This window comes from Achromobacter sp. 1012554356 (genome assembly GCF_059760815.1).
Map to the genome: position 1 here is coordinate 1 of NZ_JCBANC010000036.1, position 18,140 is coordinate 18,140.

The following is an 18,140-nucleotide window of genomic DNA, read 5'->3' on the forward strand; positions in this document are numbered from 1 at the left end:
GCGCATCGCCCGCCGTCCCGCGACATCGACCCCGTTTCCCTGCGCCTGTTCCTGGCCGCGCTCGAGGAGGGCAGCCTTGCGCGCGCCGCCGCCCGCGAGAACATCGTGCCGTCGGCCGTCAGCAAGCGCATGTCGGAAATGGAGGACGCGTTCGGCGTGCCGCTGCTCGAGCGCGGCGTGAAGGGCGTGCAGCCCACGCCGGCGGGCGATGCGCTGGCCGCACACGTGCGCCGCGTGCTGGAGGACATGGATCGCATGCACCGCGACATGGCGGGATTTGCGACCGGGGTGCGCGGCCATATCCGGCTGGCGGTCAGTTTTGCCGCCTTGTCGGGCGACCTGCCGGCGCAGATCCAGTCGTTTCGGCGCGCGAATCCGCAAATCGATGTCTCGCTGGAAGAGGACACGACGCAGACGGCGTTTCGCGCCGTGCTGGAAGGGCGGGCGGACGTGGCGGCCGGCTCCGATTTCGGGCATGAAGGGCTGCAGGTGTTTCCCTTTGGCCATTGCGAACTGGCGGCAGTGGTGCCGGGCCGGCACGTGCTGGCCGACCGCGAGACGCTGGGTTATGCGCAATTGCTGCCGTTCGAGCAGATCGAGCTGAACCGCGACAACGGCATCAGCAGCGTGTTCGACCAGGCGGCGCGCGAGGCGGGCATGACGCGCCGCATCAGCGCGCGCGTCAGCTCGCACGAAACGATCTGCCTGCTGGTGTCGCGCGGCATGGGCGTGGCGGTGGTGCCGCATTATTTGAAGCCGCGCCTGGCGCACCTGGATATCCGCTTCATACCGCTGGAAGGGCCGTGGTCCAGCACGCCGCTGTGTGTTGCGGTGCGGGATCCGGAGGCGCTGTCGCCGGCCGCGCGTGCGCTGCTCGCGCATCTGGGCGTGCTGGGGGAATGAAGCGCGCGTCAGGGCTAACCCGGACGTTCCGAAACGAGAATGCCCCCATGCTGAAAGACCGCTACCCGCCATTGGCGCCTGCCCGCGATCATGCAGGCATGCTGGCGGCGGGCAAGATTTTCCGGCCGACGCCGCGCTTCCATTGAACAGGCAGGCAAGAGGAATCCCAGATGACAGCAGCACCGGCTTCACCCTTCATGGACAGCACCGAACTGCCTCTTCGCGGCATCAAGGTCCTGGAACTGTCTCACATGATCATGGGGCCGGCCGCCGGCCTGTCTTTGGCGGACTTGGGCGCCGACGTCATCAAGGTCGAACCGATTGACGGCGATCGCACGCGCCGCTTGAAGGGGTCCGGCAGCGGCTACTTTCCCGTCTTCAACCGCAACAAGCAGAGTCTCGCGATCGACCTCAAGTCGCCCGAGGGGCAGGCGGTCGTGCGCCAGTTGGCGCTGCAGACCGACATGATCGTCGAGAATTTCCGCGACGGCAGCCTGGCCCAATACGGGCTCGATTACGAATCGCTGTCGGCCGAGAATCCAGGGCTGATCTATGTGTCGCTCAAGGGCTTTCTGTCCGGTCCCTACAAGCACCGCACGGCGCTGGACGAAGTGGTGCAGATGATGGGCGGGCTGGCGTACATCAACGGGGGCGCGGACACGCCGCAGCGGGTGGCGGCGTCGGTCAACGACATCCTGGGCGGCACGTTCGGCGTGGTGGGCGCGCTGGCCGCGCTGCACGACCGTCATGCCACCGGCCGCGGACGCCATGTGCGGTCCGGGCTCTTTGAAAACAATCTGCTGCTGGTCGCCCAGTTCATCGCGCAATTCCAGTTGACGGGTACGGCGCCCAAACCGATGGGCGCGGAGCGCAAGCCGCCATGGGGTGTGTACGACGTCTTCGAGACGGCCGACGGCCGCGTGTTCGTCGCGGTGGTGGGCGACGCGCAATGGCGCAACTTCGCGCAGAAATTCCTGCCGCCCGAATGGGCCGCGGATCCGCGTCTGGCCACTGCCGTCGACCGCGAGGCCGCGCGTTCGTGGCTGGTGCCGGGCGTCGGTCAAATTCTGAAGAAGTGGAAGACCGATGCGCTGTGCGCCGCGCTTGAGGAAGCCAACCTGTCGTATGGCCCGATCCGCCAGCCGCACGACCTGCTCGACGACGCGCACCTGAACGCGGGGGGCGCGCTGCTGCCGACCCGGCTGCCGGACGGCGGCGAGATCTCGGCGGCCGCATTGCCCATCGAGTTCGATGGGCGCAAGGCGGGCAAGCGGTTCGATCCGCCCACCCAAGGCGCGCAGACGCACGCCATTCTTCAAGGCCTGGGCCTGGATGCCGCACGCATCGACGCCCTGCGCACCGCGGGAGTAATTGCATGACGCCAGGGCGTTAGCGCCCGATTTCTGTCGAGGCGGCGTCAGACCGCCAAGACATCCATCAAAGAGGAGACACCCATGATCCGCAAACTCGTTGCGCTGGCCGCACTGGCCGTCGCATGTACCGCCACTGCGCAGGACTATCCGAACAAGCCCATCCGCATCATCATCCCGTCCACGCCGGGCGGCGGCACCGACTACATCGGCCGGCTGATGAGCACCAAGCTGCATGAACTGAACGGCTGGGCGGTGGTGCCCGAGAACAAGCCCGGCGCCGGCACCGCGCTGGGCCTGGCCGAAGCGGCGCGCTCGCCCGCGCAGGGCTATGACCTGGTCATCGGCCAATCCGACAATGTCACGCTGATCCCGCTGCTGATGAAAGTGGCCTACGACCCGGTCAAGGACCTGACGCCGGTGGCGCTGGTGGCCACGACGCCGATGGTGCTGCTCGTGGCCGAGGCCTCGCCCTACAAGACGCTGCCTCAGGTGATCGAGGCGGCCAAGAAGGAGCCCAACACGATTTCGTACGGCACATCGGGCACCGGCGGGGGCGTGCACATGGCGATGGAGATGCTGCAGCACGAAGCCGGCTTCAAGATGCAGCATGTGCCATACAAAGGCTCGGCGCCGGCGCTGGCCGACCTGATGGGCGGCCATCTGCAGTTCGCGGGCTCGTCGATCTCGTCGGCCGCCACGCTGATCAAGTCGGGCAAGGTGCGCGCGCTGGCGGTGACCTCGCCCAAGCGCAATCCGGCCTTGCCCGACGTGCCGACCGTGGCGGAGCTGGGATACAAGGATTTCAGCGTGGTGACCTACTACGGCGTGCTGGCCCCGGCCAAGACGCCCGACGCCATCGTCACGCGCCTGAACAGCGACTTCAACAAGCTGCTGGCGCGCCAGGACGTCAAGGACGCACTGGCGTCGCAGGGCCTTGAGACCGATCCGATATCCAGCGCTCAGTTTGCCGCGCTGATCCAGTCGGACATTGGCAAGGCGCAACAGACCATCAAGAGCGCCGGCATCGTCATCCAGCAATAAGACACGGGAACACACATGAACCAGGAAGTCAGGCTTTGCGAAGTCGGGCCGCGCGACGGGCTGCAGATGGCCAAGGGCATGATGGCGGGCGCCGACAAGCTGCGCTGGATTCGCCAGTTGGCCGATGCCGGCCTGCGCGAGATCGAAGTCGGCAGCTTCGTCTCGCCGCGGCTCGTGCCGCAGATGGCGGACACGGGCGACATCCTGCCCGAGGTCCTGAAGATCGACGGGCTGACGGTGTGCGCGCTGGCCTGCAACCTGAAGGGCGCCATTGCCGCCTACGAGGCCGGGGCGCACGTGCTGGCGTTTCCCGTGTCGGTCAGCGACACGCACAGCCGCGCCAACGTGGGCAAGGGCACTGACGCGCAGGTCGAGATGCTGGCCGCCATCATCGACTGGGTGCGCGCGCAGGCGCGGCCGATGCGCATCGACGCCGCCGTCGCCACGGCGTTCGGGTGTTCGATGGAAGGCGAGGTTCCGGTGCGGCGTGTGGCAGAGGTTGCGGCAGCGGTGGCGCGGGTGGGCGCCGATGAAATCGCGCTGGCCGACACCGTGGGCTACGCGCATCCGGCGCGCGTGCGCGAGGCGGTGCGGGCCACGCAGGACGTCGTGGGCGCACGGCTGACCAAGCTGCATCTGCACGACACAATGGGATTGGGCCTGGCCAATGCGCTGGCGGGGCTGGACGAAGGCATCCGCGCCTTCGATTCCTGCCTGGGCGGGCTGGGCGGCTGTCCGTTTGCGCCGGGGGCGTCGGGCAACATCGTCACCGAGGATCTGGTGTTCATGCTGGAAAGCATGGGTTATCGCACGGGCGTTGACCTGACCCGCCTGCTTGCGGCGCGGCCGCTGCTGGCCGAGTCATTGCCGCAGGAAACACTGCGCAGCGGCGTGGCCGCCGCCGGCATTCCCGGAACTTACGCGGCGGCCGTTTAGGTCAGCGATACACCAGGACGGGCAGGGTGGTGTGCGCCAGCACCTTCTGCGTCTGGCTGCCCAGCAGCAGGGCAGCCATGCCGCCGCGCCCGTGCGAGGACATGGCGATCAGATCGCAATTGCGCGTCATGGCCACGTCGACGATCACCTGATAGGGCGAGTCGCTCTCGCGCATCTCCGTGACGCAGGCCACGCCCGCGGTGCTGGCCTTGCCGGCGGCTTCAGACAAATAGGAACTGGCCAACTCCCGCGCCTGGTTCTCGTACACGCCCCGCACGCCTTCGAGCTGCACGGATTCCATGGAGGGCATCTGGAACGGGCTGTACACCGTCAGGACCGTGACGCTGGCGCCTAGCTCGCGAGCGAGCGCAAGGCCCTGTTCAAGGCCGGAATTAGCCAGGCTGGATCCGTCGATGGGGATGAGAATGTGCTTGTACATGGCAACCTCCAGGAGATGAGCCGCGGCGCCTCTTTAAAGGAACCACGAGTCAAGAAGCGGGCACGGGCAGGTTACATCCTACTCCGGGCTCCGTCGTCATGACATCCCGGAGAGTAAGGCGTCATGCGCCAGCGGCCGCATCCCGTGGCCGGGCGAATGCCAGCGTGCTGAGCAGCATCATCATCAGCACGGCGGGATAGGCGTAGCGGTAAGCGGGAAACGGTATCACCACGAGCAGCAGAAGAACCGACGCAACGGGCGCAACGGCCGCCATCAAGACGCCGGCGTCCCGCGTCCGGGCCGCAAACATCAAGACGATGAAAAGTCCGGCGCATAGGGGAAGGGCGGGTTTCCAGAATAGCCAGAACCAGCTCGCCGTCTCGGTCTGGTACTTGTACTGCTCGATGGTTTCGGTCAGCGCGGGAATCAGGCTTCGATGCGGGCCGGCGAGGGGCAGAAATCCGCGCTCCTGATCATCGATACCCAGGGCGGCCGTGGTCTGGAATGGCAGTTGGCCCACGCCGATGTGCCAGATCATTCTGGTGACGCATAGTTGCCTGTCCAGCAGAATCTTGGGGTGCGCCCAGAGGATCCTGCCGACCGCTTTGGCCAGATCGAGTTGGTGATTCCACAGGAATGTCAGATATGCATTCCGGTCCAGCAGGATGTTCCGCGAAACCGAGGTTTGCGTCGTATCCGTCATCAGGCAATTGAAATCCGCCCAGGCTTCGCGGGGCGCCAGCTGATAGAAAAGGGCGGAATCCTCTGGGTCGATGGGAACGCCACTGGCGACCGACGCGGCGAAGAGATGGTAGATGTACAGATTGGCGAAGAGGCGCGGCGGCCTTTCCGAAACGTCTTCAACGGCGCGCTCGGCAAGGAACTCCCGGCGTTCTGCCTTTGCCAGGATGGACAGGGCGTTGGGAATGGCGATGGCCAGCGCCATGAAGACCACGCCGGTCACGATTGCGTCGCGCTTGGCGTGGCGCCGGTACAGCAGGATCAGGACGCACAGCATCGCCACCATGATGGCGGGCATGACGTTGCCGCGCATGAGGCCCGCGGCCAAGGCCGAGCACACGATCGAGGTCAGCAAGAACGCTGGAACGCGCGCGCCGCGCGGCGTACGGAAGGCGGCCATGAGTGCCCAGCTGAAAAAGAGGGCAGCGACTGCGCTGATGGCATCTTTGCCAAGGTTGGTGAAAAACAGAGGGTATTGCGGCGTGAAAGCCAGAACAAGTGCGGCTGCCGCCGCGCTACAGGCCGGGACGCCGCGAAAGCGCAGTTCCCGCAAAATCAGCCCCACCGCAAGCGCGGCGAGTATTCCTTGCACCGCGACCAGCAAGGCGGGCGAGGTGTCGATTCGCGCGAACAAGCGCATCAGGTAAGTCGCGGCATAGCCGAGCGGCTCGGAAAGCTCGCCGCCGATCGCCGCTTGTACCCATTGGAGGGCGGCGTCGTACCCCACATTTGCGGGGTAGTAGCTTAACTGCGTCGCCGCTGTCGACAGAGCAAGCGGAAATGCCAGCCACAGCGTCTCGCGGCGTTTCGGCGTGCTCGCTGGTCCTGCGCCCGAGACCGTCATCAAACGCAAGGCGATGGCGGAAGTGGCCAGGAAGATCAGCGCGAAGATACCGACGCGGGCAGGCAAGCTGTAAAGGGCTTGCGTGGCGTTGGAAGGCACTACCGAATTGGCGCCGCCGACCTCGATGGGCAGGATCGACTCCGTGGCGCTTTGCAGTTCGATCTGATCCTTGTATCCCGCGCCATCGCTCAAGACGGCCGCGCTGGGCTGGGGATAGCGAAGCAAGGCAAAGAGAATGGGCTCGTCCGCCGTTCTGATCACCAGGGGCGGCGCATCTGCGTCCGCGCTAAACGTGACCGAGTCGAGGGCGCGGATTTCCGTCCATCCCGATGCGGGAACTGAAATGGCGTCTTCCTTGCGGAGCGCATCAATCCGCAAGCCGTAGAACACGACCTTGAGTGATCCGCTGTAGCCGGCGGCAGGCGCCACTTTGAGTTGATAGACCGGCCGTTCTTGAGCCAGGTCGAGGGACAGGAACAGTAGGGTCGCGGTCAACAAACTGGCCAGCCATACCCAAGGCGGCGCATACCGCCGCGAAAATGCGCTCATGAACTGCATAACGCCGCGGTGCTTCCTTATTTCAGTACGTTAGTGCGCGTGCCCGGTGGGTTTGAACGGCAAAACACCAGGCCGCTTAGTAGCATCATCACCAACACCGCCGGGTAGGCGTATCGGTAGGCGGGAAACGGGATCACGAGCAGCAATTGCACGATGGTCAGTACTGGCAGCAGGGCCACAACCATCACGCCAACGTCTCGGGTGCGCACGAGATACAAGCCGACGATGAACAGGCCGAACGCCAACGGCAGCGCCGGCTTCCAGAAGAACCAGAAACGGCCGGGGCTTTCTGCCCACAGCGCGTAATCCTGGATGTGCTGGCGCAGCGAAGGCCAGGGCGTCCGGCTTTCTCCGGCAAGGGGGGGGAAGCGCTTATCGACGACGTCGTAACCGAGCATCGCGGTGGCTTGGAACGGGCGGTCACCCACTCCGATCTGCCACAGCACACGGGTTATGCAGGCTTGCCGTTCAAGGAGAAGTGCTGGATTGTCTCGAATGATGCGCAGCACGGTTTGCGCCATGGCCGGCTGATGCGCCTGCAGGTGCGCGTTGTATTCGTCCTGCGTGAAGCGGATGTTCTGGCCAAGACTGGCCATGGTCGTATCCGTCATGTAGCAGGAGTAGTTCTTCCACTTCTCTTGCGGAATGATCGCAAAAAAGGGCCTGGCCTCGTCGTCCGTGACGGCGATATCGTTGGCCATGGCGGCGCTGAACAAATGGTATAGGTAAAGATTGGTGAAGACGCCGAGCGGCAAGTCGGCATTGGGCAGGATGCGTACCCGTTCCGCCGGCCGCTGATATTGCTCCACTTCCTGTGCCGCCAGCGCCGCGAGGCTTTTCGGAATCACCAGCGCGACGACGAGAAAGACCACGCCAGCGCCGATCAGCCGGTAGGCGCGGCGACGCCAGAACAGCAACGCCAGGGCGGCAGCCAGTGCCACCAGGATGATGGGCATGACGTTGTTGCGCATCAGGCCCGCAAACAGGCCTGAGACGACGAGCGCGGTCAACATGCCCCACGAGGGCAATGCGTTCCTTGGCTGGCGAAACAGATTCAGCACCGCCCAAACAAAGAACAGGACGCCGGTCACGCAAAGCGGATCCTTGCCCAGGTTGGTGAAAAACGTGAAGTACTGCGGGGTGATGGCAAGAACCGTTGCCACGCCCAGATTGGCGGGAAACGATAATCCCCGGTGGCGCAATTCGCGCAGAACCAGCGCCATGCCAAACGCCGCCAGCACTGCCTGGATCGCGATCAACGGCAACGGAGAGCTGCTCATCGACGCGAATGCACGCATCAGATACGTCGTCGGATAGCCCAGCGGCTCAAACAGCTCGCCCCGTCCGGCCGCCTGGGCCCACTGGAGAGAGCCGTCATAGCTGACGTTGCCAGGCAGGAAGGCAATCAGCGTGGCGCCCGACGTGATGAGAAAGGGCAGGGCGCTGAACACAATCTCGATCCGGCGCGGGTGGGGCCGGGGCGTTTCATCGGCACGGGCAGGCCGCGTCATCTGCCAGGTAATGGCGGTGAGCAGGATCAGAATCGCCATGGCGGCAAAGATCCGGGTCGTCACGCCGAAGCGGGGCGCCTCTGCGCTGGCCGCGAAGGACGAGCCCGCGCCGCCAATGACCAACGTGGACAAGGTCTCCTGGTCTGCGCGCAAGGAGATCAGGCGCTGATCGCCCGCGCCGTTGTCCACCGTGGCCGAACCGCCTTTTGCGTGATGCACGAACGTCAGATTGACCGGGGTGTTCCGCGCCACGATTTCCAGGGGGGCGGCCGGCGCCTGCGCGCTCAGAACCGTCGAGTCCGCGCCTCGGATGATTTGCCAGCCGCTTGCGGGGACGGTCAGGATTCCGCGGGATAGGTAGGAATCGAAGTCGTTGCCGTACAGCGCCACGGTGACGCTGCCTTCCTGCGATGTGGCAGGCGAAATCCTGACGCGATATTCCGGCTGCAACGCCCCAAGGTTCAACGACAGGTAGATGAGCGTTGCAGTCAGAATCAGTGCGAGCCAATGCCCCGCGGTGAAACGTTGCCACGCAGAGGGCTTGGTTGCCATGGCGTTTGTTCAGTCCAACGGTTTGCTGCCGGCGCGCGCATTCTGCAGCGCGACGTAACGCGCGAGATTGGTGATGGCCCGATGTTGCGTATTGATGTGGCGCGCGAGCAGGATCAACGCGTTGATGACCGCCACCAGAAGCAGAATGATGAAGAAGTCCAGGCCTCGGCCGATACCGAAGAAATGCGCGATCCGCGACGTGATCTCCGGATTCCAGACGAAGTAGATTCCCACCAGATACCCGAGGCAAAGCAGGATGCAGACCCAGGTCGGCCGGATGAAGGCAAAGCTGTAGACCGCCATGAAAAGAAATACGACGGTCAGCAAAATGCTGAAAATCATTTGGAGACTCTCCCCATCAGCAATTCCATCAGGATGCGGATCGCATTGGAGCTTCGTTGCCCCTTTCTGATGGAATATTCCGTATACACGATGGTTACCGGGTGCTCGATGAAGCGCACCTTGTGCGCCGCGATATGGTCGAGAATCTCTGACGCGTGTGCCATCCGGTTTTGCTTGAACTCGAACTCTTCGCAGAATTTGCGGGTCAGTGCGCGAAAGCCGTTGTGCACGTCGGTCAGGCGAATCCGCGCGGTAAGGCGTGTGTACAGCAAGGCGCTGGTCAGCACGAGCCTGCGTGAAAACGGAATATTGGTCTTGGTGCCCAGAAAGCGGCTGCCCAGCACGGCGTCGACTCCGCTCGCCTTCAGCGCGGCGAGCATGGGCAGGATTTCGCGGGCGTCATGCTGGCCGTCGGCATCAAACGTGATGATGTATTGGGCCTGCTGCCGCAGGGCATACGCGATTCCGGTCTGCAGCGCGGCGCCCTGGCCGAGATTGATGGGATGCGAGAGGACATGCGCGCCCGCGTCCAGGGCCGCCTGCGCTGTCGCATCCGACGAACAGTCGTCACACACGACGACGTTCCTGACGTACGGCAGCACCCCCGCAATCGTGTTGGCAATGACGCTGCCTTCGTTATAGGCCGCGATCACGACCCATACGTTGTCTTCGCAATTTGATGTCATGGTTCACTCCGTCCCCAGGATGATCAGCCCGATTCCGATAACTGCCAGGCCGGCGATAAAACGGGGAGTGAGCGTTTCGCCAAAAAAATACCAGCCGCCCAACGAGGCAACGGCCAGGCTGATGATGGTGAAGGGATAAGCGCGCGAAAGCGGGATGAACGTCAGCAGCCACACCCAGAAAATCAGCAGGACGCCGTAGCTTGCCGCGCCGAGCAGGAATGGCCAATCCGAAGCCAGCGAGAGCAGGCGTGCAAACAGCCCTTGGTGTTCGTTGGGCAATTGGCGCTGCGCGGAAAACTTGAGCAGCAGCTGACCGGTGCCCATGCCCACCGAGAAAAGCGTGACCAGCAGGATGTGAACCGCCTTCACACGGCCTCCCGCTTGCGGAAGACGAGCCGCATCGCGTCAAACAGATTGACCGGCACTCCCATGCGGTGCATCCACGCAGGCAGCGTCGGCCGCAGCGAAACATACCGGAGCACCTGGTACACGATCAGGCCAATCGGCACCTTTTTCCAGGGATGGTCCATATGAACCAGGTCGAGCCCCAGACGGTCGCACAGCGCCTTCAGGGACTTCGGCGTGAAGAACCACAGGTGTTGAGGAGGCGTCATGAGGCGCCAGTTGCTGCCGGTGGCTTTTGCGACGGCGGAGGAGAAGTCGCCCGTCGTCATGAGCAGCAGTCCGCCCGGCTTGAGGGCGCCGGAAGCCGCTTCAAGCGACGCGACCGGATCGGGCAAATGTTCGATAACGTCCAGCAGGACCACGACGTCGGCATCCGTGAAGCGGGACAAGGCCTCTTTGGATACTTCGCCGTGGTAAACCTTGTCGTGTCCCCGGGCGTTGCAGCTTTCGACAGCCTCTTCACAAAGTTCGACGCCGCCGACCTCATAGGACGACGCCTTCGCCTCGTCGAGAAAATAGCCGTAGGCGCAGCCCAGTTCAATGAGGCGGCCGCTGCCCGCACCCAGCTTTTTCAGCAGCGCGATGTCTTGCCTGAACTGTGCGTGCAACACTTCGCTAGCCTGGACGTAATTTGAATACCCGTCCTCGCGGCCGCCATTGAAATACGAGGAATCGTAATAAGTGGCGGCATCGAATTGGCCGGGTTCAGCCTTGCCTGCGCCGCATCCCCGGCAGCGATAGATGGGTATTCCTGCCTTGTGATAGGCCAATTCGAACGCGGAGCTGGTTTGGCACAGAGGGCACGCAGGCACTGTAGGCATGGGAATAGTCGACTTTTGAGAAAGACAGATGTTCGGGCAATGCTGTCAGTGGCCGCCCCACGCCGGTTGATGCGTCAAGGAGCGCAGCGATTCGCTCGAGGGGGCTTGCGGCGGCCGCAGCCCGCGGAACATCCGTTACAACAAACGCTTTGGCGGAGGCGGTGAGATTCGAACTCACGAACGGTTGCCCGTTGCCGGTTTTCAAGACCGGTGCAATCGACCACTCTGCCACACCTCCCGTCGTCGCCATTCAGGCAAGGCTCCGACATTATCGGCTGGCCTGTCCTGCTTTTGCTGACGTTTTGCGGTTTTGCGGCCGCCAGGCAAACATTCTGCCCAGAACGGAAACGCGATATGCCGCAAAGGGCGCAATAATAATCCATTTGCTGCAAAGGAGGCACGCGATGCACGCTGTTGAAATTACCCGCCCCGGTGGCCCCGAAGTCCTCGTCCCCGTGGAACGCCCCACGCCCGAGGCCGGCGCCGGCGAAGTTCTGATCAAAGTGAGCGCTGCGGGCATCAACCGCCCCGATGTGTTCCAGCGCAAGGGCAACTACGCGCCGCCGCGCGGGGCGTCCGACCTGCCGGGCCTGGAAGTGGCCGGTGAAATCGTCGGCGGCGACGTGGCCGGCAGCGGCTTTGCCGTGGGCGACAAGGTTTGCGCCCTGGTGGCGGGCGGCGGCTATGCCGAGTACTGCGTCGCGCCCGTGGCGCAATGCCTGCCCATTCCCAAAGGCTTGTCCGACATCGAGGCCGCCGGCTTGCCGGAAACCTATTTCACCGTGTGGAGCAACGTATTCGACCGCGGCCGCCTGTCCGAAGGCGAGGCGCTGCTGGTCCATGGCGGCGCCAGCGGCATCGGCACCACGGCCATCCAGCTCGCCCGCGCGATGGGGCACAAGGTGTATGCGACGGTCGGCAGCGACGATCGCGCCCGCGCTGTCGAGGCGCTGGGCGCCGACAAGGGCATCAACTACAAGACGCAGGATTTCGTGAAGGAAGTGCTGGACGCCACGGGCGGACGCGGCGTCGACGTGATCCTGGACATGGTGGCCGGCGACTACATCGCCCGCGACATGCAGTGTTTGGCGGACGACGGCCGTATCGTCATCATTGCCCAGCTTGGCGGTTCGCACGCCAATGTGGATACCGCGCAGGTCATGCGCCGCCGCCTGACCATCACCGGCTCCACCCTGCGTCCGCGTCCGGTCGCCTTCAAGGGCGCCATCGCCCGCGCCCTGCGCGAACAGGCCTGGCCCCTGCTGGAAAAAGGGGCCATCAAGCCCATCGTCCACGCCACGTTCCCGCTGGCCGAAGCTTCCAAGGCGCACGCCATGATGGAAGGCGGGGAAAATATCGGCAAAATCATCCTGACAATGTAAGAAACGCGCGGCGTTCGGCGTATCGCCGCGCAACAGGATACAATCTCGGGTTTCGCCTGGAATTTTTTCCAGGCAGGCCCGTGGGCGGTTGCTGCACAAGGACTCTCTTTCAGGGCCCGCAGGTTCACCACCTCACATCCAATCGTCAGACAAATTCGCCATGACTTCAGTCGAAAACCGCGCCCGCCTCGTGCTGGGCAACTGGAAGATGCACGGCAACCTTGCCGAGAACGCCGCGTTGCTGACCGAGCTTCGTGCCGCGGATGCGGCGGGCCACTGCGAAATCGGCATCTGTGTTCCGTTTCCCTACCTGGCGCAGGCCGCTTCGGCGCTGACCGGCAGCAGCGTGTCCTGGGGCGCGCAAGATGTCAGCGCGCACGACAAGGGCGCGTACACGGGTGAAGTCTCCGGTTCGATGCTGAAGGAATTCGGCTGCCGCTGGGCGCTGGCCGGTCACTCCGAACGCCGCGTGCTGCACGGCGAAACCGACGAGATCGTGGCTGCCAAGGCCCAGGCCGCGCTGGCCGCCGGCCTGACCCCCGTGGTTTGCGTGGGTGAATCCCTTGCCGACCGCGAAGCCGGCAACACGCTGGCGGTGATCGAACGGCAGCTCAAGCCCGTGCTGGCGTTGGGCGCCGATGCCGTTTCCCGCATGGTGCTTGCCTATGAACCCGTCTGGGCCATTGGCACCGGCCGCACGGCCTCGCCCGAGCAGGCCCAGGAAGTCCACGGCGCCATCCGCGCCGCCCTGCGTGCGCTCGGCGCCGCGCAAGTCCAGGTGTTGTACGGCGGCAGCGTCAAAGCCGCCAACGCCTCCAGTTTGTTCGCCATGACTGATATCGACGGAGCCCTGGTCGGCGGCGCGTCGCTCGTGGCCGAAGAGTTTTTGCGAATTGCCGCCATCTAAGTTTCCGTTCCGGAGTCTGTAATGCCCCTGATGCTCAAAATTCTGCTGGCCGTCCAAGTGATCTCGGCGCTGGCTATCATCGTCCTGGTCCTGCTTCAGCAGGGCAAAGGCGCCGACATGGGCTCCGCTTTCGGTAGCGGCTCGTCGGGTAGCCTGTTCGGCGCCACCGGCGCGGCCAACTTCCTGTCGCGCGCCACCAAGTGGGCCGCGGTCGTGTTCTTTGCCTCCACCGCCGGCCTGGCCTATGTCAGCCATAAGGGCACCAGCGGCCCCGCCGTGGATTCCGGCGTGATGCAAAGCTTCCCGGCCGACCGTTCGGTCCCGCAGGCTCCGGGTTCCTCCGTGCCCGCCACGCCGGGTGCATCGTCGGTGCCGGGCGCGTCCTCGGTACCTGCCGCTCCGGCTCCCGCCACCCCCGACGCCTCCGTGCCGGCGGCCCCGGCTGCTCCGGCTGGCGAAACGCCGGCGCAAGCACCTGCCGCTCCGGCAAAGTAAGGCGCAGCAGCAAAAAGGCCGGCGTAAGCCGGCTTTTTTTATGCTTGCCGCATTGAAGCGATCTGCCTGGAATAGCCATGGAAAAGCGATTGATGCCGTCGATGATGGCGCTGCAGTGTTTCGAGGCGGTGGCGCGGCACATGAGCTTCACGCGCGCGGCCGAGGAACTGCACATGACGCAGAGCGCGATCAGCAAGCAGATCGCGCAATTGGAGGCCCTGCTGCGCAACCCGCTGTTCCTGCGCGTGCGCCGCCGGTTGCAGCTGACGCCCGCGGGCGCGCTGTACCAGTCCGAGGTCAAGGCAATCCTGAATCAGGTCGACATGGCGTCGCGCGACATCCAGACCTACGGCAGCGAGACGCAGGTGCTGACCATCGGCACCCAGCCGACCTTCGGGTCGCGCTGGCTGATTCCCCGCCTGCAGCGCTTCATGGCCGCGCATCCGGACATCCAGTTGAAGGTGCGCAGCGAAACCCACCCGTTCGACCTGATGCAGGCCAAGATCGACATTTCGTTCTTCTTCGGCCATGGCGCGCTGCCCGGTGCGCAGTGCGTCGAACTGTTCGAGGCTGATGTCGTACCGGTGTGCTCGCCCGCCATCCTGCACGGCGGCCGGCCTGACAGCCTGGATGCGCTGAGCCGTCAGACGTTGATCCAGTGCGCTTCCCGCCCCGAGGCGTGGCACGACTATTTCTCCCGGCAGCAATTTCAGTCCGACCGCAGCTATCTCGGTCCGCGCTTTGACACCTTCTACATGTGCGTCCGGGCGGCCGAGGGCGGTTGCGGCATCGCGCTCACGCCGCGCCTCTTGGCCGAGGAAGAGCTGCAGGCCGGCAAGCTGGTCATCCCCTGGGATTACGTGCAGCCTAGCGACGGCGCGTATTTCGTGGCGTATTCCGAGCATTCGGCCGAGGTGCCGAAGATCAAGCAATTCGTGGCGTGGGTGCAGGACGAAGCCAGCCAGCCGGAGGGGCGGGGCGCGCCGCGCCCGCTGTCCATGAAAAAACGGACTGATTAAGCCGAATTTTTTCATTTGATCGGAGCCGGGCGGCGTGATGTGATGCGGGCCATCCATTTTCATCGATGTACCGAGCCCGTCATGAGTCAGAACTTCGTCAATCCCGATCAGATCCGCGCCTGGTTTTCGCGCGCCATGTCCGACATGTACAAGCAGGAAGTCCCGCTGTACGACACGCTGCTGGACCTGGTGGCGCAGGTGAACGCCCGAACGATGGCCGAGCAGCCGGAACTGGCCGCGCAACTGGCGCGCACCGGCGAGATCGAGCGCCTGGATATCGAACGCCATGGCGCCATCCGCGTCGGTACGCCGGAAGAACTGGCGAACATGCGCCGCGTGTTCGCCGTGATGGGCATGCTGCCTGTGGGCTACTACGACCTGTCGCCCGCCGGCGTGCCGGTGCATTCGACGGCCTTTCGCGCCACGCACGAAGCGGCGCTGCAGGCCAGCCCGTTCCGCGTCTTCACCTCGCTGCTGCGCCTGGAGCTGATCGGCGACGTGGCCCTGCGCGAGAAGGCCGCCCGCATCCTGGCCGCGCGCCAGATCTTCACGGACCGGGCCCTGGCGCTGACCGCCCGCTTCGAGGCGCAAGGCGGCCTGAACGAGGCCGACGCCCGGGAATTCGTGGCCGAGGCGCTGCACACGTTCCGCTGGCACAGCGAGTCCACGGTCAGCCTGGACGACTACCGCGAACTGCATGGCCAGCATCGCCTGATCGCCGACGTGGTGGCCTTCAAGGGCCCGCACATCAACCACCTGACCCCGCGCACGCTGGACATCGACGAAGCGCAGGCCGAGATGCCGCGCCGCGGCGTGTCGGCCAAGGCCGTGATCGAAGGCCCGCCGCCGCGCAAGTGCCCGATCCTGCTGCGCCAGACCAGCTTCAAGGCGCTGGAGGAGCCCGTGCGCTTTGCGGGCGCTGACGGCGCCAGCGCGGTCGGCAGCCATACCGCCCGCTTTGGCGAGATCGAGCAGCGCGGCGTGGCGTTGACCCGCAAGGGCCGTGCGCTGTACGACCAGTTGCTGGACCTGGCCCGCAGCCGCATCAGCGGCGCGCCCAACGAGGGCAATGCGGCGGCCTACATGCAGAACCTGCAGGACTGCTTTGCGGCTTTTCCGGACGACTACGCGGCGCTGCATGACCAGGGCCTGGCGTACTTCCGCTATTTCCTGACCGGCAAGCCGGGCACGCCGGAGGCGTCCGAGCTGCCGGCCTTGATCGAGCAGGGTTACATCAAGTTCGAACCGCTGGTGTACGAAGACTTCCTGCCCGTCAGCGCGGCCGGCATCTTCCAGTCGAACCTGGGCGACAAGGCGCAGGCCGAATACGCGCAGAACGCCAGCCAGACGGCGTTTGAAGCCGCGCTGGGCGCGGCGGTGATGGACGAGCTGGCGCTGTACGACGCCACGCAGGCGCGTTCGCTCGCGGCGTGTTTGCAGGCGCTCGGCGTGGAGGCGGGGGCGGCGGTGGCGGCCTGATCGGACTGGATTGCCGCCCTTACACGGATAAAGCGGGACAGCTTTCCCGCATTCAAAAATACGTGATAGAATGCTCGACTTTCCAGCAAGGTTCGCCTTGTTGAAGTGGTCAAGCCGACGTGGTGAAATTGGTAGACACGCTATCTTGAGGGGGTAGTGGCGAAAGCTGTGCGAGTTCGAGTCTCGCCGTCGGCACCAAGAAATTCCTCGCAATGAACCCGCATCTCTCTACAGAGGGTGCGGGTTTTTTGTTGGCTGGTCCAAAGAAGATCGGTGGAAATCGGGTAGTTAGCGCCCGGATCAGGCTGGAAAACAGATTTCCAGATACTGGAACAAAGCGCCCCGCAAGGCCCAGCCCCCCTGAAAACCGCGACAATTCAGGGGAAACCCCATCCGGCCGCGCGCCGGCGCTCGCTTGTGCCGCGGCTGCCCGGCGAATAACATGTCGCCAGCTAACTATCAAGCCAACATCGCAATCCGTCGCTCGCGCCCCAGGATCGCGCCAACTTTTTCAATGTTTTCCCGCACCTTCGAATCTCCGAGCCGACATCGGCATGACCGACCGCATCCTCATGCCGGAGCTTTCCGGCATTGGGCGAGGCCGCGTCCGTGCTGAACGCTTCGGTCCGGCCAAAGATAGCCAACAAGAGGACGACCCCGTGGAATGGCCTGCAAGTCATTCCCCGGCTGGCACTCGCTCCTGCGGAATCGGCCAGCCCGTTCGAGGTTCTGGATTTGAAGCCGCTGTCCATTGCCGCGGCGGGCAGCGAGCGCGACGTGTATCTGCATCCGGCAGACAGCTCCCTGCTGATCAAGATCGTCAATGGCGTGCGCCGCAGCCAGGCCAACCGTAAACGCCCCTGGTACAAGCGTTTCCGGCGTGACGCCTCGCATCGCGTGTTCATCATGGAAGCCGTCGAATACATCGCCACCACGGCCCAGCAGGGTGCGCATGGCGGCAATGTGCTGATGGCGCGCATCTTCGGCCTGGTGTTGACCTCGAAGGGTTTGGGCCAGGTGGTGGAACGTATCGTCGATGCGCATGGCAACCTGGCGCCGACGCTCAAGGAAGTGGTTGCACGTCAGGGGTTTTCGCCCGAACTGCGCTATCGCCTGCACGAATTCATCATGGCGCTGGTCGACGCGCATGTGGTGTTCAACGACGTCAGCGCCAGCAACATCGTCGTGGGCTTCAATGCCGAAGGGCGCGAAGGTCTTTATCTGGTGGACGGATACGGCTCCAAGCAGCTCATTCCGGTGTATTCCTGGAGCAAGGCGCTGAACGGCCGGCGCATCCTGCGCCGGTACGACACGATGGCCAAAAAGCTCTTGGCAGCGAGCGAACGCCGGCACTAGGCGTGCATTTCGCCGATGGGGCGTCCCCGCCTATTCATGGCGGATAAGCGTCACTCGCATTTACCTCCAATGTTCTCGATTTCTGCGCTGTCTATTCGACCGGACAGGAAGCGAGAATCTCGGGCGCGAGTTTCTGAATATCACTTCCTGATAGCGCCGGCAGCGCCTCCTCCTTGATATTGCTTTTGATGACTTTCAGCGCACAGGAGCAATAACTGCTGTTTCCGCTGCTCGCCGCAACACAGTTCTTTTCGAAATTGCGATCAAAGTCAGATTGCCGCGAGCAGCTAGTTAACATCACAAGCGTCAGAAACATAAAAATACATTGGCGCAAATTTTTGTGACGCATT

Annotated in this window: 17 protein-coding genes and 2 tRNA genes; 11 read left to right on the plus strand and 8 right to left on the minus strand. The window is 64.1% G+C overall.

Annotation, left to right across the window (positions count from 1 at the left end):
* The 4 genes from AC6LJW_RS18380 to AC6LJW_RS18395 all read left to right on the plus strand — a co-directional run.
* Positions 1 to 903, plus strand: a 903-nt coding sequence (locus AC6LJW_RS18380) for a LysR family transcriptional regulator (RefSeq protein WP_498087932.1), incomplete at its 5' end; no start/stop codon positions are given.
* 170 nt (positions 904 to 1,073) lie between these two features.
* Positions 1,074 to 2,282, plus strand: coding sequence for a CaiB/BaiF CoA transferase family protein (locus AC6LJW_RS18385; RefSeq protein WP_427985694.1), 1,209 nt, complete (start codon positions 1,074 to 1,076; stop codon positions 2,280 to 2,282).
* Positions 2,283 to 2,357: 75 nt separating this feature from the next.
* Positions 2,358 to 3,317, plus strand: coding sequence for a Bug family tripartite tricarboxylate transporter substrate binding protein (locus tag AC6LJW_RS18390; RefSeq protein ID WP_056568530.1), 960 nt, complete (start codon positions 2,358 to 2,360; stop codon positions 3,315 to 3,317).
* A gap of 15 nt (positions 3,318 to 3,332) precedes the next feature.
* A complete protein-coding gene (locus tag AC6LJW_RS18395; protein WP_498087933.1) occupies positions 3,333 to 4,253 on the plus strand; it encodes a hydroxymethylglutaryl-CoA lyase in 921 nt (306 codons plus the stop codon).
* A 1-nt stretch (position 4,254) separates the two neighbouring features.
* Here the strand turns inward: AC6LJW_RS18395 and AC6LJW_RS18400 are convergent, their stop codons facing one another.
* From AC6LJW_RS18400 to AC6LJW_RS18435, 8 genes are all read right to left on the minus strand, one after another.
* The gene (locus AC6LJW_RS18400; RefSeq protein WP_427985698.1) at positions 4,255 to 4,692 is read right to left on the minus strand and encodes a universal stress protein; all 438 of its coding nucleotides are present in this window, start codon (positions 4,690 to 4,692) and stop codon (positions 4,255 to 4,257) included.
* A gap of 121 nt (positions 4,693 to 4,813) precedes the next feature.
* Entirely contained in the window at positions 4,814 to 6,826 is a 2,013-nt protein-coding gene (locus AC6LJW_RS18405) for a hypothetical protein (protein ID WP_498087934.1), read from the minus strand.
* A 26-nt stretch (positions 6,827 to 6,852) separates the two neighbouring features.
* The gene (locus AC6LJW_RS18410; protein WP_498087935.1) at positions 6,853 to 8,898 is read right to left on the minus strand and encodes a hypothetical protein; all 2,046 of its coding nucleotides are present in this window, start codon (positions 8,896 to 8,898) and stop codon (positions 6,853 to 6,855) included.
* 9 nt (positions 8,899 to 8,907) lie between these two features.
* Positions 8,908 to 9,240 carry a DUF2304 domain-containing protein gene (locus tag AC6LJW_RS18415; protein ID WP_056568516.1) on the minus strand — a complete coding sequence of 111 codons (333 nt, stop codon included), beginning with the start codon at positions 9,238 to 9,240 and terminating at the stop codon, positions 8,908 to 8,910.
* Positions 9,237 to 9,893, minus strand: coding sequence for a glycosyltransferase family 2 protein (locus AC6LJW_RS18420; protein WP_200949452.1), 657 nt, complete (start codon positions 9,891 to 9,893; stop codon positions 9,237 to 9,239). Before AC6LJW_RS18420 ends, AC6LJW_RS18415 begins: the two co-directional genes overlap by 4 nt.
* Before the next feature lie 36 nt (positions 9,894 to 9,929).
* Positions 9,930 to 10,295 (minus strand): DMT family transporter, encoded by a 366-nt coding sequence (locus AC6LJW_RS18425; protein WP_056568511.1) that lies wholly within the window; start codon positions 10,293 to 10,295, stop codon positions 9,930 to 9,932.
* Positions 10,292 to 11,101, minus strand: coding sequence for a class I SAM-dependent methyltransferase (locus tag AC6LJW_RS18430; protein WP_056568508.1), 810 nt, complete (start codon positions 11,099 to 11,101; stop codon positions 10,292 to 10,294). The genes AC6LJW_RS18425 and AC6LJW_RS18430 overlap by 4 nt, the downstream gene beginning before the upstream one ends.
* Positions 11,102 to 11,302: 201 nt before the next feature.
* A tRNA-Ser gene (locus tag AC6LJW_RS18435) sits at positions 11,303 to 11,390 on the minus strand.
* Positions 11,391 to 11,556: 166 nt separating this feature from the next.
* Between AC6LJW_RS18435 and AC6LJW_RS18440 the strand changes: the two genes are divergently transcribed.
* The 7 genes from AC6LJW_RS18440 to AC6LJW_RS18470 all read left to right on the plus strand — a co-directional run bounded on the left by AC6LJW_RS18440 (position 11,557) and on the right by AC6LJW_RS18470 (position 17,790).
* On the plus strand, positions 11,557 to 12,534 hold the full coding sequence (locus AC6LJW_RS18440) for an NAD(P)H-quinone oxidoreductase (protein WP_056568506.1): 978 nt from the start codon (positions 11,557 to 11,559) through the stop codon (positions 12,532 to 12,534).
* Positions 12,535 to 12,694: 160 nt separating this feature from the next.
* Entirely contained in the window at positions 12,695 to 13,441 is a 747-nt protein-coding gene (gene tpiA / locus AC6LJW_RS18445; RefSeq protein WP_056321524.1) for a triose-phosphate isomerase, read from the plus strand.
* A gap of 21 nt (positions 13,442 to 13,462) precedes the next feature.
* On the plus strand, positions 13,463 to 13,936 hold the full coding sequence (gene secG / locus AC6LJW_RS18450; protein WP_498087936.1) for a preprotein translocase subunit SecG: 474 nt from the start codon (positions 13,463 to 13,465) through the stop codon (positions 13,934 to 13,936).
* A gap of 77 nt (positions 13,937 to 14,013) precedes the next feature.
* Positions 14,014 to 14,955, plus strand: coding sequence for a LysR substrate-binding domain-containing protein (locus AC6LJW_RS18455; protein WP_056568497.1), 942 nt, complete (start codon positions 14,014 to 14,016; stop codon positions 14,953 to 14,955).
* Between the two features lie 81 nt (positions 14,956 to 15,036).
* Positions 15,037 to 16,434, plus strand: coding sequence for a 2-oxoadipate dioxygenase/decarboxylase HglS (hglS, locus tag AC6LJW_RS18460; protein ID WP_427986303.1), 1,398 nt, complete (start codon positions 15,037 to 15,039; stop codon positions 16,432 to 16,434).
* A 113-nt stretch (positions 16,435 to 16,547) separates the two neighbouring features.
* A tRNA-Leu gene (locus AC6LJW_RS18465) sits at positions 16,548 to 16,632 on the plus strand.
* Positions 16,633 to 17,169: 537 nt separating this feature from the next.
* Complete coding sequence (locus tag AC6LJW_RS18470; protein WP_235512259.1) at positions 17,170 to 17,790, plus strand: YrbL family protein; 621 nt, start codon at positions 17,170 to 17,172, stop codon at positions 17,788 to 17,790.
* The last annotated feature ends 350 nt before the right edge of the window (positions 17,791 to 18,140 follow it).

Excerpts from the sequence above, each read along its gene's own strand:
- AC6LJW_RS18385 (WP_427985694.1), top strand. The coding sequence starts at position 1,074 with ATGACAGCAGCACCGGCTTCACCCTTCATGGACAGCACCGAACTGCCT.
- AC6LJW_RS18390 (WP_056568530.1), top strand. The coding sequence starts at position 2,358 with ATGATCCGCAAACTCGTTGCGCTGGCCGCACTGGCCGTCGCATGTACC.
- AC6LJW_RS18395 (WP_498087933.1), top strand. The coding sequence starts at position 3,333 with ATGAACCAGGAAGTCAGGCTTTGCGAAGTCGGGCCGCGCGACGGGCTG.
- AC6LJW_RS18400 (WP_427985698.1), bottom strand. The coding sequence starts at position 4,692 with ATGTACAAGCACATTCTCATCCCCATCGACGGATCCAGCCTGGCTAAT.
- AC6LJW_RS18405 (WP_498087934.1), bottom strand. The coding sequence starts at position 6,826 with ATGAGCGCATTTTCGCGGCGGTATGCGCCGCCTTGGGTATGGCTGGCC.
- AC6LJW_RS18410 (WP_498087935.1), bottom strand. The coding sequence starts at position 8,898 with ATGGCAACCAAGCCCTCTGCGTGGCAACGTTTCACCGCGGGGCATTGG.
- AC6LJW_RS18415 (WP_056568516.1), bottom strand. The coding sequence starts at position 9,240 with ATGATTTTCAGCATTTTGCTGACCGTCGTATTTCTTTTCATGGCGGTC.
- AC6LJW_RS18440 (WP_056568506.1), top strand. The coding sequence starts at position 11,557 with ATGCACGCTGTTGAAATTACCCGCCCCGGTGGCCCCGAAGTCCTCGTC.
- tpiA (WP_056321524.1), top strand. The coding sequence starts at position 12,695 with ATGACTTCAGTCGAAAACCGCGCCCGCCTCGTGCTGGGCAACTGGAAG.
- secG (WP_498087936.1), top strand. The coding sequence starts at position 13,463 with ATGCCCCTGATGCTCAAAATTCTGCTGGCCGTCCAAGTGATCTCGGCG.
- AC6LJW_RS18455 (WP_056568497.1), top strand. The coding sequence starts at position 14,014 with ATGGAAAAGCGATTGATGCCGTCGATGATGGCGCTGCAGTGTTTCGAG.
- hglS (WP_427986303.1), top strand. The coding sequence starts at position 15,037 with ATGAGTCAGAACTTCGTCAATCCCGATCAGATCCGCGCCTGGTTTTCG.